This window comes from Bradyrhizobium sp. SZCCHNS30572 (assembly GCF_032484415.1).
Taxonomy (GTDB): domain Bacteria; phylum Pseudomonadota; class Alphaproteobacteria; order Rhizobiales; family Xanthobacteraceae; genus Bradyrhizobium.
In genome coordinates this window covers 610,374-624,401 of record NZ_JAUESY010000005.1, presented here as the reverse complement: position 1 = coordinate 624,401, position 14,028 = coordinate 610,374, and the positions used below count along the sequence as shown (strand labels likewise).

The 14,028-nt window shown below is 66.0% G+C and carries 11 protein-coding genes; 5 read left to right on the top strand and 6 right to left on the bottom strand.

All coding sequences use genetic code 11. The annotated features are described in order from the left end of the window. The first annotated feature begins 13 nt into the window (after positions 1-13). Positions 14-1,060 (top strand): peptidase M29, encoded by a 1,047-nt coding sequence (locus QX048_RS17040; protein ID WP_316200512.1) that lies wholly within the window; start codon positions 14-16, stop codon positions 1,058-1,060. Between the two features lie 1,105 nt (positions 1,061-2,165). On the opposite strand, the gene QX048_RS17035 is transcribed toward QX048_RS17040, so the two are convergent. From QX048_RS17035 to QX048_RS17015, 5 genes are read right to left on the bottom strand one after another with little or no spacing between them, the layout of a single operon-like run. After that, on the bottom strand, positions 2,166-3,152 hold the full coding sequence (locus tag QX048_RS17035) for a 3-hydroxybutyryl-CoA dehydrogenase (RefSeq protein WP_316191808.1): 987 nt from the start codon (positions 3,150-3,152) through the stop codon (positions 2,166-2,168). Beyond that, entirely contained in the window at positions 3,149-4,243 is a 1,095-nt protein-coding gene (locus QX048_RS17030) for an NAD/NADP-dependent octopine/nopaline dehydrogenase family protein (protein WP_316191807.1), read from the bottom strand. The genes QX048_RS17035 and QX048_RS17030 overlap by 4 nt, the downstream gene beginning before the upstream one ends. Positions 4,244-4,262: 19 nt before the next feature. Beyond that, positions 4,263-5,777 (bottom strand): class I adenylate-forming enzyme family protein, encoded by a 1,515-nt coding sequence (locus QX048_RS17025; RefSeq protein WP_316191806.1) that lies wholly within the window; start codon positions 5,775-5,777, stop codon positions 4,263-4,265. Between the two features lie 2 nt (positions 5,778-5,779). Beyond that, positions 5,780-7,066 carry an acyl-CoA dehydrogenase family protein gene (locus tag QX048_RS17020; protein ID WP_316191805.1) on the bottom strand — a complete coding sequence of 429 codons (1,287 nt, stop codon included), beginning with the start codon at positions 7,064-7,066 and terminating at the stop codon, positions 5,780-5,782. Then, positions 7,066-7,893 carry an alpha/beta hydrolase gene (locus QX048_RS17015; RefSeq protein WP_316191804.1) on the bottom strand — a complete coding sequence of 276 codons (828 nt, stop codon included), beginning with the start codon at positions 7,891-7,893 and terminating at the stop codon, positions 7,066-7,068. The genes QX048_RS17020 and QX048_RS17015 overlap by 1 nt, the downstream gene beginning before the upstream one ends. A gap of 170 nt (positions 7,894-8,063) precedes the next feature. On the opposite strand from QX048_RS17015, the gene QX048_RS17010 reads away from it, so the two are divergent. The 4 genes from QX048_RS17010 to QX048_RS16995 all read left to right on the top strand — a co-directional run bounded on the left by QX048_RS17010 (position 8,064) and on the right by QX048_RS16995 (position 13,447). Next, positions 8,064-8,825: an SDR family oxidoreductase gene (locus QX048_RS17010; RefSeq protein ID WP_315715613.1), complete on the top strand. Its 762-nt coding sequence runs from the start codon at positions 8,064-8,066 to the stop codon at positions 8,823-8,825. A 48-nt stretch (positions 8,826-8,873) separates the two neighbouring features. Then, positions 8,874-9,710 (top strand): enoyl-CoA hydratase family protein, encoded by an 837-nt coding sequence (locus QX048_RS17005; protein WP_315715614.1) that lies wholly within the window; start codon positions 8,874-8,876, stop codon positions 9,708-9,710. A gap of 87 nt (positions 9,711-9,797) precedes the next feature. Further along, positions 9,798-12,146: a bifunctional salicylyl-CoA 5-hydroxylase/oxidoreductase gene (locus QX048_RS17000; protein ID WP_315826467.1), complete on the top strand. Its 2,349-nt coding sequence runs from the start codon at positions 9,798-9,800 to the stop codon at positions 12,144-12,146. A 53-nt stretch (positions 12,147-12,199) separates the two neighbouring features. After that, positions 12,200-13,447: a flavin-dependent oxidoreductase gene (locus QX048_RS16995; RefSeq protein WP_315715616.1), complete on the top strand. Its 1,248-nt coding sequence runs from the start codon at positions 12,200-12,202 to the stop codon at positions 13,445-13,447. A 118-nt stretch (positions 13,448-13,565) separates the two neighbouring features. On the opposite strand, the gene QX048_RS16990 is transcribed toward QX048_RS16995, so the two are convergent. Further along, a complete protein-coding gene (locus QX048_RS16990) occupies positions 13,566-14,024 on the bottom strand; it encodes a cupin domain-containing protein (protein WP_315751999.1) in 459 nt (152 codons plus the stop codon). Positions 14,025-14,028 lie beyond the last annotated feature (4 nt).

The window sequence follows — 14,028 nt, the reverse complement described above, 5'->3', positions numbered from 1 at the left end:
CGGGAGAACGACCATGCTGGCGGATCGCATCGAGGCGAAATGGATCGACGCATTCTGTGAGATCTTCGAGCGCTGCGCCGTGAAGGCGGGCGACACCGCTGCGATCCTGTCGGAGACGCAGTCCCGGGCGCTGAACGTCCACATCGCCGAGCTGGCGTTGCTGCGGATGGGCGCGCGGCCGTTCCATGTCGTGGTGCCGACCCCGCGCAACAAGCATCCCGTTCCCGTCCGTTCGACCGGCGCGTCGGAGGCGATCGGCAAGCTCGCGCCGGTGGTCTCAGCGCTTCAGCAGGCCGGCTTCGTCGTCGACTGTACCATCGAAGGCCTGATGCATGCGGTGGAGACGCCGGAGATCCTGAAGGCCGGCGCGCGCATCCTGGTGATCTCCAACGAACATCCCGAGGCGCTCGAGCGCATGGTGCCGGACTCGGCGCTCGAAAAGCGGGTGCGCGCCGCCGCCAAGATGCTGCGCGGAACCAAGCGGATGCGCGTGACGTCGAAGGCCGGCACCGACCTCGACGTGATCATGGAGGGCGCCTCCACCGTCGGCGTCTGGGGCTGGACCGATCGTCCGGGCACCCTGGCGCACTGGCCGGGTGGCATCGTCGTCAGCTTCCCCAAGAGCAAATCGGTCAACGGCACCATCGTGATGGCGCCCGGAGACATCAACCTCACCTTCAAGCGTTATCTGAGTTCGCCTGTCACGATGACCCTGCGCGACGACTACGTGACCGATCTGGCAGGCGAGGGCGCCGACGCAGCGATGATGCGATCTTATCTCGCGTCCTGGGGCGACCGCGAGGCCTACGCCGTGTCGCATGTCGGCTGGGGCATGAACACCGGCGCGCGCTACGAGGCGCTGGCCATGTACGACCAGCGCGACACCAACGGCACCGAGCTGCGCGCCGTCCCCGGCAACTTCCTGTTCTCCACCGGCGCCAACGAGTTTGCCGGCCGCTACACGGCGGGTCATTTCGACCTGCCGATGATGGGCACCACGATCGAGCTGGATGGGGTCGCCGTGATCAAGCACGGCGTGCTGCAGGATGCGTTCGGGTAGAGTCCTGCGCATTCTACTGGCGAGCTGCCGCCGCGGCGGTAGTGCGCTCCCCTCCCCCTTGCGGGGAGGGGGCGGGGGTGGGGGTCCCCATACGCTGAACTTCGTTGTGGGCACAACTGCTCGTACCCAAACCTCCACTGTGAGACGCGTGGGGCCGCAACACGCCATCGGTTGATCGATGCAGGGCTCTTGTGCTCGTCACTCCAAGCACAACTCGTGGACACCCATCCCCAACCCCTCCCCGCAAGGGGGAGGGGAGCGCACCGTCCTCACGGGGCGGGCCGGCCCAAATGACAAGCGCCGAGACAGAATCATCCCGCTATTCTGTTAAAAATAATCTTCTTGCGATTTTTCGGAAATCATGGTTCTCTCTCTGCATCCCGCCTCACTGCGGAGGGGCGTTGCGCGCGATCGTCACGACACGCGAGGTGGGGATGCGATGGCCGCGAGAGATCGCAGCGTCTTCTTACGAGGGCGCGGACGAACGATCGCTCGCGGACGTGAAGTCGCAGCGTCCTGATACCCCGATGCTGGTATCAAGTCGCGTCGGCCTGAGTGCCGCGCGGTGATGGTGGCCAACAAGCCCGGCGCACCAGGGAGACTGCGTATAAGCGTTAGACCCATCGCGCAGGGAATGCCGGCGTGTTCGGCTTTGCCTGTGGTACCTGCCGCCTGCATTTTTTTCGCAGGCGGGCCATGGGTGAGGCCTTCACCCGGCATTCCCTGCGCCCTCTGCATGATTCGCGAGGGACCCATTCGATGCATGACTCGGGCGAGATGCGCCGCGAGAACGACCAGTTATGTCGTAGCTGTTTATTTGGCCCGCTGTTTGAGCCGTGAACCCACCCCACCCACCGCCGTCGGCGTTCGCCGGGACGACGTCGGAGTTCGTTGATGTCGTTGCGGTCAACATTCGCGAGAGGCGAAGATCACCGCAGCCGTAGGGTGGGCAAAGCGGCCACCCGCAGGGCGGTTGCGTGCCCACCGTAGATCCACGCAATCGGTGCGACTGGTGGGCACGGCGCGCGAGAGATCGTCACGATCCGGCGACGGCGTGGCGCGCCTTTGCCCACCTCACGGCTCCGTTGCTGCCGCGTGCTCCGCCTCAATCCACCACCGGCGGCCGGGCGAGCTTGAAATGCCGCAGCATCTCGACCAGCGCGCCGAGCCGCTGCTCGCGATAGGCCGCAACGTCCATCCCGGAATAATCGAGGAAGCCGGCGCCGGTGCGCAGGCCGATGCGGCCCTCGGCCATGTTGCGCTCGATCACCTCGGGTGCGCGGTAGCGGTCGCTGCCCAGCGCGCCTTCGAGGTAGCGGCTGGCGTAGTAGAGAATGTCACCGCCACCCCAGTCGATGAATTCGAGCAGGCCGAGCACCGCGTAGCGAAAGCCGAAGCCGTAGCGGATCGCCTTGTCGATCTCCTCGGCGCTGGCGACGCCTTCGCCGACCATGCGCGCCGCCTCGTTCATCGCGAGTGCCTGGATGCGCGGCACGATGAAGCCCGGCGTCGCCGCGCAGACCACCGGCACCTTGCCGATGTCTTCCAGCAACGCCTTCAGCCGCGCGGTGACATCGGGATCGGTCGCCTTGCCCGGCGAGATCTCGACCAGCGGAATCAGATAGGCTGGATTGAGCCAGTGCGCATTCAGGAAGCGCTCAGGACGCTCCACCGCACCAGAGAGGTCGTCGACCAGGATCGTCGATGTCGTCGAGGCGATGATGACGTCGGGCGCGACCGCGCGCGACGCCGCAGCCAGCACTTCGCGCTTGAGGTCGACGATCTCCGGCACGCCTTCGAACACCAGCGTGGTCTGTGCGAGGACATCGCCGCTCGAGCCGGCCGGCGCGACGGCGATCTTGTCCATCAGCTTGTTGGCGTCAGCGGCCTGCAGCATCCCGAGCCGCGCCAAGGTCGCGAATGTCGCGCCGACCTCGCCGAGCGCATCGCGCTGCAGGCTGGCGAACTCTTCCGCCGTGCGCGGCTTGATGTCGATCATCGTCACGGGATGGCCGGCATAGGCGAAGGCAACGGCAATGCCGCGGCCCATGCGGCCGGCACCGAGGCAGGCAATATGACCGCGCGCGCTCATACCGCAAATCCCTCGCTTAACAGCGCCTGTAGCGCGGCCCGGTCGAGGCCGCCCAAGCCGAGGCTTTCGAGCGTACGTCCCGTCGCCATGAAGTCCTCGCCGCAGATCGCGCCGCCGATGGCCAGGAAGGCGCGGGCGAGCGGCGTCGGCGTGCCGGTCAGCTCGGCGGCCGAGATCAGGAACGACAGGCCGAGCCTGAGATCCTCGCGCATGTAGCGGTGCTGCGTCAGCACGAGCTGCTCCCGCCAATCGCCGGAATCGGTGAGCCGATCGTGCGAGCCGCGGCCATACATCCAGATCTCGCCCTCCTTGGCGTAGTGATGCGCCAGCGGAAAATGCGGCGCGCCGTAGCCGAGCGCCTCGCGCACCGCGATCCGCTCCGCATCGAGTGCGTCGGTGACGCGGCGGATAGAGGGCTGCGTGCCTTCCTTGTGAATGTCCCAGCGCTCGAAATGCTCGATGGGGCCGGCATTCATCACGATCAGCGGCGGATGGATGATGCAGCCGGCATTCATCAGCGCACCCGACAGCGCGTCGCCACAGGGCTCGATCACGCCGGGGAAGGCGCGGCCGATCACCGCGAGCGCGTGATCCGCCGTCTTGAGAGGAAACACGCCGACCGGGAGCCGCTTGGCCCGGATGGTGATGGCAACCTCGAACGGGCCGTGCTTGCGCGTCAGCCAGGGCAGGGTGCCGGTCTCGGCGTAGCTGACGCTGGCTTCATTGCCGGCCTCGCGCGCCGCCGCTGCGAAGATCATGGTGCCGAAGGTCGCCGGGGGCAGGAACACGACCTGCCCATCGGCGAGATGCGGCGCCAGCAGGCGGGCGATGTCGGCTTGCGCGAAGGCCGGCGCCGGGCAGAGGATCAGCTCGGCACCGCTGATAGCCTCGCCGATGTCGGTCGTGACCAGCGCGAGCCGCGCCTCATGCCGGCCATTGACGTCCTTGACGACGATCGTCGAGCCCGCCGCGCGATGCTGCGCGACAGCGTCCGCATCGCGGCGCCACAGCCGGACCTCGTGACCTCCCAGCGCGAAATCGCCTGCCGCTGCAAAGGAGCCGTTGCCGCCGCCGAGCACTGCAATTTTCAAGAGTGCGTCTCCGTCTCGCTTATTTGGGGCCGTCGATCTGGCGCAGCAGATGGTGCTGCACCTTGCCGAGCGCGGTGCGCGGCAGGTCGTCGACGAAAACGATGTCGCGCGGCACCTTGAAGCGCGCGAGCTGCGACTGCAGATGCGCGCGCAGGGTCTCGGCGTCCAGCGCGCAGCCCTGGCGCCTGACGACGAACGCCACCGGCACCTCGTCCCAGCGCGGATCGGGCCGGCCGATCACGCCGCATTCGACGACGTCGGGATGCTCGCGGAGCACGCGCTCGATCTCCGCTGGGTAGACGTTCTCTCCGCCGGAGATGATCATGTTGTTCTTGCGCTCGAGCACGAAGAAGTACCCCTCGGCATCGCGCTGGGCGATGTCGCCGGTGCGGTACCAGCCGTCATGGATCGCCTGTTGCGTGGCTTTGGCGTTGCCCCAATATTCGAAGAACAGATTGGGCCCGCGCACGGCGATCTCGCCCGCTTTGCCCGCCGGAAGCTCGTCGCCGTCTTTGTCGATGATCTTGGCCTCGCAGCACAGCCCGGGCAGGCCGGTCGAGCCTGCGCGCGAGAGGTCGCCGCCGAGCCGTGTGTAGACCGCGATCGGACAGGTCTCGGTCGAGCCATAGACCTGCAGCACCGGCACGCCGCACGCCGTGATACGCTCGATCAGCGCTGGCGGCACGATGCTCGATCCGGTCGCAACAGCTCTCAGCGAGGACAGGTCCGTCGCGTTCCAATCGGGATGCTCGGTGACGGCCTGGATCGTTGCAGGGACCAGCACGGTCAATGTCGGCCGGTCGTTGACGATCGCTGCCAGCGTCGAATCCGGCGTGAAGCGGGCGTGCAGCGTAACGGTGGCGCCGTGATGCAGCGCCGGCGTGGTCTGGATGTTGAGGCCGCCGACATGGAACAGCGGCAGCACCGTCAGCACGTGATCTTCGGAGGTGAGGCCGTGCATGTGCTGGCTCATCACCCCGTTCCACAGCAACGCCTCCTGGCGCAGCACCGCGCCCTTCGGCCGGCCCGTGGTGCCCGAGGTGTAGACGATCAGCAGCGGGCAGGAGAGATCGATGTGCGGGTTGCGGTCGTCGCCATGACCGCGCGCCAGCAGTTCATCGAGCGTCAGTCCGTCGGCCGGGGCAAAGTCGATGCCGACCGGCGCTGTCTCCGGGTGGCTCTCGGCCAGCGCCGGCAGCACCGGCGCGAACGCCTGCTCCAGCACCAGCACCTTGGCGGCAGCATCCGAGAGAATGAAGACCTGCTCGGCCACCGCAAGCCGCCAGTTCAACGGCACAAGGATCGCGCCGAGCCGCGCACAGGCATAGAGCAGGACCAGATAGTCCGGCCGGTTGAGGCTCAGAATCGCGACGCGGTCGCCACGTCCGACGCTGAACTCGGACTTGAGCGCGCGCGCCAACAGCGCGATGCGCTCGCTGAAATCGGCATAACTCTGCGTTACACCTTCGAAATGGATCGCCGGCTTGTCCGGCGTGAACGCCGCGTTGCGCTCGATCAGGCTGCAGAGGTCCACGCTCAGTCGTCCGTCTCGCCGGGCTCGTACAGTGCCTCGCGGCCGATGCGGTCGAGGCACAATTCCGCGGTCCAGGGCAACATCAGGGAGCCGCAACGGCTGTCGCGATAGATGCGCTCCAGCGGCAGCGTCTTCAGCATCGATTGTCCGCCGCAGGTGCGGATGGCGAGCGCCGCCAGGTCATTGGCCCCCTCCATCACCGAGTACTGCGCCGCATAGGCGCGCAGCACCTGCTCCTTCGTCGGATTGGCGCGTGCCTCGCTGACGGCCTGGAACCAGATGCCTTTGATCTGTTCCAGCTTGATCTGCATCTGCGCGACCGCGATCTGCTTGGTCGGGTACATCCGTCGCTTGACCGGCGGCATGCCCGGCACCTCGCCGCGCAGATATTTGACGGTGAAGTCATACGCGGCCTGCGCCAGCCCCATATAGGTCGGCGACAGCGTCATGAACATGTGCGGCCAGCGCATCGCTGCCTGGAAGTAGACGCCGCGCGGCATCAAGGCGGCGTCCTCCGCAACGAAGACATCCTTGAACAGCAGGGTGCGTGACACCGTGCCGCGCATGCCCAGCGGATCCCAGTCACCGACGACAGAGACGCCCTCCGTTTTCGCCGGCACCGCGAGATAGAGCGTGTTGCGGCGGGATGCCTTCTCACCCTCGCTGACTTCGGTGCATAGCACTCCATAATAATCTGCGTGTCCGGCAAGCGAGGCGAAGATCTTCTTGCCGTTGATCAGCCAGCCGCCCTTGACCGGCTTGGCCTCGGTGCCGAACGCGACGCCGCCCGCTGCCGCCGCGCCGCCCTCCGAGAACGGCTGCGAATAGATCGCGCCGTCGTCGACGATGCGCTTGTAGTGGATCGCGCGCCGCCGCTCGTGCTCGGCGCGGACGTCCTCGTCCATGTCGAGATCGTCGGCGAGCGGTCCGGACCACAGGGTCGAGCAGACGTGCATGTTCCAGGTCAACGCCGTGGCGCCGCAATAGCGGCCGATCTCGGCGGCGGTGAGTGCATAGGTCTGGTAGCCCGCGCCGAGGCCCCCGAGAGCCTTGGGAACGGAGATGCCGAGCAGGCCCGCGCGATGCAGGTCCTTGTAGTTCTCAGTCGGAAAGCTCGCCTCGCGATCCCAGGTCGCGGCGCGGCCCGCCAGTACGCTCTGCCCGAGTTCCCGGGCCCGTGCGATGATGTCGGCCTGCTCGGCCGTGAGCCGATATGCCGCCGGATCGAACATCGGAGCATCGAGGGCTTCGCCGGAGGCTGTCGCCGTCTTCTGGACCGGGATCGTCATCATCTCTCCGCTGTCGCTGGTGTTGCACGTGCCGTCAGGAACGTATCGAGTGCGGCGCTGAACTCGCCGGGCCGTTCGAGATTGACCAGATGACCGGCGCCCTGAAGTTCGACGTAGTCGGACGAGGGAATGAAGCTCGCCATCTTCTCCATCATCGGCGCCGGCGCGTTGCGATCCTTCGAGCCCGAGAGCACCAGCGTCGGCACCTTGATGTCCTTCAAGGCTTGTCGCCGGTCGAAACCGAGCAGGGCCAGCATGCTGGCGCGATAGCTTGTCTCGGGTACACCGGCCATGCAGGAGGTTGCAATTTCAAGGCCATGCGGATCGGGATCGTCGCCGACCAACTCCTTGACCAGGTCCGGCGCCAGCGACGCCATCGTCGCGCCCCGATCGAGCGGTCCGAGACGCGCCTCGATGAACGATTTCTGCCAGTCGCCGTCGGCCTTGCCGAAGGCCGGGCTGGTCTGAGCCAACACCACGGCCGACGCGGCCTGCGGATGCGTCGTCAACCATTCCTGTACGATCATTCCGCCGATGGAATGACCAACGAGGATCGGCTGCTTGGCGCCGATCTGGATCAGGAAATCTTGAAGCGCAGCGGCGAGCGTGGTGATGCTGACCATGTCGAGCCGTGCGGATCGGCCATAGCCCGGCATGTCCCAGGCCACCGCATGGCAGCGCTCGCCGAAATAATCGAGCTGACCACGCCATGCGCGCGCGGCACCACCGATGCCGTGCAGGAACACAACGCTCTGCTGCTCAGGCGTCCCCGATGCCTCGTAGCCGAAACGGCCGTCCTTCGTGGTAAAGATTTGCGACGCAGGCACGCAGACCTCCGAGATATGCCCGAGGCCGCTACGTTGCTCGCTCCGGGCCCTTGAACGCTAGTCGCGGTAACCGAGGTGTCAAGCCGCTTCCGGCGTGTTGTTGCAAAAATTTGAAGTTTAAAATAACTTCCCCGTCGAGACCTGCCAACGAAATCAGAGGAGGCGCACGCATGTCCGGACTTCCGCAAGCCGCGCATGCGATGGTGACGGGGGGCGGGCGCGGCATCGGCCGCGAAATTGCGCGCGCCTTGAAGCTTGCGGGCGCAACCGTGACGATCGTCGGTCGCAATGGCGCAACGCTCGATGAGGCGGTCGCGGCCGGATGCGCAGATCACGCCGCAATCGCCGATGTTGCCGATCCGGCGGCGCTCAATGCCGCAGCCGCAAGCGCCGCCGCGCGTCGGCCGATCGACATCCTGATTGCCAATGCGGGAAGCGCAGAATCGGCGCCGTTCCTGAAATCCGACACCGCGCTGTTCCACCGCATGATGGACATCAACTTCATGGGCGTCGTCCACGCCGTGCAGGCGGTGCTGCCGGCGATGAAGGGCAGGCCCTATGGCAGGATTGTCGCCGTGGCGTCGACCGCGGGTCTCAAGGGCTATCCCTATGTCAGCGCGTACACCGCGGCCAAGCATGCGGTCGTCGGCCTCACGCGATCGCTGGCGCTGGAGCTGGCCGCGACGCGCGTCACGGTCAATGCCGTGTGTCCCGGCTTTACCGATACCGATCTTGTCGCGGAAAGCGTCGACAACATCATGAAAAAGACCGGCCGCAGCCGGGAGCAAGCGATCGCCGAACTTGCCAAGCACAATCCGCAGGGGCGTCTCATCACGCCGCAGGAGGTTGCCGACACCGTGCTGTGGCTGTGCGGCAGCGGTGCCGGTGCGATCACAGGGCAGGCGATCGCGGTTGCCGGCGGCGAAGTGTGAGCCGCAGCGCCCTGGCCTAACGAAGACAGTTGAACAGAGGGAGCTTACATGTCGAGACCGGCCAATCCCGTCACCGTGCCGCTGGCGGACTACAAGCCCAGCCATTTCCTGCTTGCGGTCAAGGATCGCGTCGCGACCGTGACGTTGAACCGGCCCGAGCGCAAGAACCCGCTGACCTTCGAGAGTTATCGCGAGCTGACCGACTTCTTCCGGGCCTGCGCGTTCGACGATGACGTCAAGGCGATCGTCGTGGCCGGTGCAGGCGGCAATTTCTCGTCCGGCGGCGACGTTTTCGAGATCATCGGTCCGCTGGTGAAGATGGACACTAAGGGCCTGACCGCGTTCACCCGCATGACCGGCGATCTGGTCAAGGCGATGCGCGCCTGTCCTCAGCCGGTCGTGGCTGCCGTGGAGGGCATCTGCGCCGGCGCGGGCGCGATCGTCGCGATGGCCTCGGATATCCGGCTCGCCACGACCGGTGCCAAGGTCGCCTTCCTGTTCAACAAGGTCGGCCTTGCCGGCTGCGACATGGGCGCCTGTGCGATCCTGCCGCGCATCATCGGCCAGTCGCGCGCCTCCGAGCTGCTCTACACCGGCCGCTTCATGAGCGCGGACGAAGGCGAGCGCTGGGGCTTCTTCAGCCGTATCGTTGCGCCGGCCGAAGTGCTGACCCAGGCGGTGACGCTGGCGACCGAGATCGCGAACGGTCCAACCTTCGCCAACACCATGACCAAGCGCATGCTGGCCATGGAATGGGCGATGTCGGTGGAGGAGGCGATCGAGGCGGAGGCAGTTGCCCAGGCCTTGTGCATGACAACAGAGGATTTCAATCGCGCTTTCGAAGCCTTCGCCGCCAAGTCCAAACCGGTCTTCCAGGGGAATTGAGCTGCTCCGGGAACCGAAGGGACTTGCCAGGAGATATTTTAGGTCTAAAATAATTTTCATTGGCTCGGCTCTCCAGTGGAGGCGCTCATGAAGATCGCGATCATCGGCGGCGGACCTGCCGGTCTCTATGCGGCGATATTGCTCAAGAAGCAGCGGCCCAGCGCCGACATCGCGGTCTACGAGCGCAACCGCGCCGACGATACGTTCGGCTTCGGCGTGGTGTTCTCCGACGCCACGCTCGACAATTTCGAGAAGCACGATCTGCCGAGCTACCAGCGGATCACCCAGGAGTTCGCCTACTGGGATGATATTGCCGTGCATTTCCGCGGCACGGTCCACCGGGTCGGCGGCAATGGTTTCTGCGGCTGCTCGCGCCGCACGCTGCTGCGAATCCTGCAGGAGCGAGCGCGCGAGCTGGGTGTGACCCTGCAGTTCGAGGTCGACCTCGAGGACGAGTCGCAATTCGCTGATGCGGATCTCCTGATCCTGTCTGACGGCATCAACAGTCGTTTCCGTCAGAAGTACGTCGATCACTTCCAGCCGGAGGTGGATCTGCGCGCCAACAAGTTCGCGTGGATGGGCTCGACCAAGCCGCTCGATGCCTTCACCTTCATCTTCCAGGAGACCGAGTGGGGTCCGTTCATCGCGCACGCCTACCAATACGAGACGGGGTACTCGACTTGGATCTTCGAGACCGATCCAGAGACCTTCGAGCGGGCCGGCCTGACCGGGCTCGATGAGCGGCAATCCGCCGACCGCATGAAGGAGATCTTCGGCTGGTTCCTCGGCGACCATCCGCTGCTGATCAACCGCTCGATGTGGCGCAATTTCCCGATGATCCGCAACAAGCGCTGGGTCAAGGACAACATGGTGCTGCTCGGTGACGCCAAGTCGACTGCGCATTTCTCGATCGGCTCGGGCACCAAGCTTGCGATGGAGGACGCGATCGCGCTGGCTGACGCCATGCAGCGCGCGCCCAACATTCCGGCGGCGCTCGATCTTTATGAGCATGGCCGGCGCGAGGAGGTCGAGAAGACCCAGCACGCCGCCGACGTGTCGCTGGTCTGGTTCGAGCACGTCGACCGCTTCTGGGATTTCGATCCGGTTCAGTTCGCGTTCGGCGTGATGACGCGCTCGAAAGCGATCACCTACGACAATCTCACTCTGCGCGCGCCGGACTTCGTGGCCGAGGTTGACAAGGCCTTCGCGCGGCAGGTCCGCGCCAAGGGCTTCGACGTCGACGTCGAGAAGCCGGTCGCACCGATGTTCCAGCCGTTCAAGCTGCGGGAGATGACGGTCACGAACCGCGCGGTGCTGTCGCCGATGTGCATGTACTCGGCCGAGGAGGGCGTGCCCGGCGATTTCCACCTCGTGCATTATGGCTCGCGGGCGATCGGCGGCGCTGGCCTGCTGTTCACCGAGATGACCTGCGTCAGCCGCGATGCGCGTATCACGCCTGGCTGCGCCGGCCTTTGGAACGATGCGCAGCAAGCGGCGTGGAAGCGCATCGTCGATTTCGTTCATGCGAACTCGCGGGCGAAGTTCGCGCTGCAGCTCGGCCACGCCGGCCGCAAAGGCGCGACCAAGCTGATGTGGGACGGTATCGACCAGCCGTTGGAGCAGGGCGGCTGGGACGTCGTGTCGGCGTCGCCATTGCCGTATTTCCCGGAGAGCCGGGTGCCGCGCGAGCTCGACCGCGCGGCGATGGATGCGATCAAGGCCGACTTCGTCGCTGCGGCCGAGCGTGGCAACCGCTGCGGATTCGACATGCTCGAACTGCACTGCGCCCACGGCTATTTGCTCGCCAGCTTCATCTCGCCGCTGACCAACAAGCGGACGGACGAATACGGCGGGTCGCTGGAGAACCGGTTACGCTTTCCGTTGGAGGTCTTCGCCGCCATGCGCGCGGCGTGGCCGGCGCACAAGCCGATGTCGGTGCGCATCTCCGCCACCGACTGGGCCGACGGCGGCGTCACTGGTGACGACGCAGTGCTGATCGCCCGCGCGTTCGGCGAGGCCGGCGTCGATCTCGTCGATGTCTCGACCGGCCAGACCGTTTGCGAGGCCAAGCCGATCTACGGCCGCATGTTCCAGACGCCGTTCTCCGATCAGGTCCGCAATGAGGCTGATGTCGCGACCATGTGCGTCGGTAACATCACCTCGGCCGACCAGGTCAACACCATCCTGGCCGCCGGCCGCGCCGATCTCGTCGCGCTCGGCCGTCCGCATCTGGTCGACCCCGCCTTCACGATGAAGGCCGCGGCCTGGTACGGCGCCGACATGTTCTGTCCGCCGCAATATCTGCCGGGCAAGGAGCAAATCTTCCGCAACAGCGTCCGCGACCGGCAGGATTTCGAGGAGCTGAAGATTAAGGCTAAGCCGAAAACGCGGGCCGAGCTGACGGCAGAGGCTGCGAAGCCGCTTGCGGCGGAGTAAGGCTCCGTGCCACGCTGCTGCCCGGTACGAGAAGTACGAGTGGAGTAGAGGCGATGAAGGCGATCATCGTTGGCGGCGGTATCGGCGGATTGACCACGGCCCTGATGCTGCGGGCGCGCGGCATCGACTGTGAGCTGTTCGAGCAGGCGGATGCAATCCGCGAGCTCGGTGTCGGCATCAACACCCTGCCGCACGCGATCCGGGAGCTCGCCCAGCTCGGGCTGCTCGACCGGCTCGACGAAGTCGCCATCCGGACCTATGAGCTGTTCTACTTGACTCGGCGCGGCCAGGAGGTCTGGCACGAGACCCGCGGGCTCGACGCCGGCCACGACGTGCCGCAATTCTCGATTCACCGCGGCCGTCTGCAGAGCGTGATCCATCAGGCGGTGATGCAGCGGCTCGGGCCTGAGAAGGTCCACACCGGCTGCCGGCTCGGCTCGTTCACCCAGGACGAGGGCGGTGTGACCGCCTATTTCTTCGACCGCACCGGCGCTCATGTTCACACCGTCCGCGGGGACGTCCTGATCGGCGCCGACGGCATTCATTCCAAGGTCCGGCAGACGCTGTTCCCCAATGAGGGCGCGCCGTGCTGGAACGGCCTGATGCTGTGGCGCGGCGCCACCGACTGGCCGGCGTTCCTGACCGGGCGGTCGATGATCATCGCCGGCGGCCTGAACGCCAAGGCGGTGATCTATCCGATCGCCGAGGGCTCGAGCCCCGCGACCCGCCTCACCAACTGGGCCGTGCTGGTGCGCATCGGCGATGCCAACACCGCGCCGCCGCGGCGTGAGGACTGGTCGCGGCTCGGCAAGACGGACGAGCTGATGCCGCATGTCAACGGCTTCTCCATTCCCCAGGTCGACTTCGCCGCGATGGTGCGGGCGACGCCGGAGTTCTGGGAATATCCCTGCTGCGACCGCGATCCGCTGCCGTACTGGTCGAGCGGCCGCGTCACCTTGTTGGGCGATGCCGCGCATCCGATGTACCCGGTCGGCTCCAATGGCGCCTCGCAGGCCATTCTCGATGCCCGCGCGCTCGCCGATGCCTTGGCCCGCTCCGAGCATCCGCGCCAGGCGCTGATGGCCTATGAGCAGAAGCGGCTGCCGATGACCGCCGAGATCGTCGCGTCGAACCGCCGCGGCGGCCCCGAGGGCGTCATCGATGCCGTCGAGCAGCTCGCGCCGCAAGGCTTCACGGACATCAACACCATCCTCAACTACGAGGCCCGAGAGGGTATCGTGCGCGGTTATGCGAGCCGGGCCGGCTTTGCCGCGCGGATGGTGACGCGGCAGGCGTCGTAGCAACTATCTGAGACTGCCCGAACGGGCTGCCCCTCACCCCAGCTCTCTCCCCGTGAGGACGGGGAGAGGGAGCGCGCTGCGTTCTGCGCAACAGTTCGAAACAAGCGCCAGATCCGGCTCACGCCCCCGGAGGCGGGGGCAGGAAGTGGATGTTGTGCTCGGCGGCGAGCTTCACCACGTCGTCCGGGTTCTGCTCGCGCATGTTGTGGATCGCCCAGAACAGCTCGTAGAGCCGCCGCGTCGGCGACACCCAGAACAGCGTCTTTGCCGTCTGCTGCGACTTGTTGAAGATGCCGTGCGGCTTGCCCATCGGCAGCCGCACCGTGTCGCCGGCGGTGGCGTATTCCTCGGCGCCATCCAGGAAGAAGTCGAGCCGGCCTTCGAGGATGTAGAGATACTCGTCCTGGTCGGGATGGATGTGCGGCGGCACGAAGGTGCCGACCGGGAACGTCGCGTGCCAGGAGAAGCTGTGCTCGGTGCGGTTCTTCGGCACATAGACCTGGCCGAGAATGTTCCAGGAGATGCCCTGGATGCCCTCATTGGCCCGGGTGATGCCGGCGATTTCCGGATGGTTCATGTCG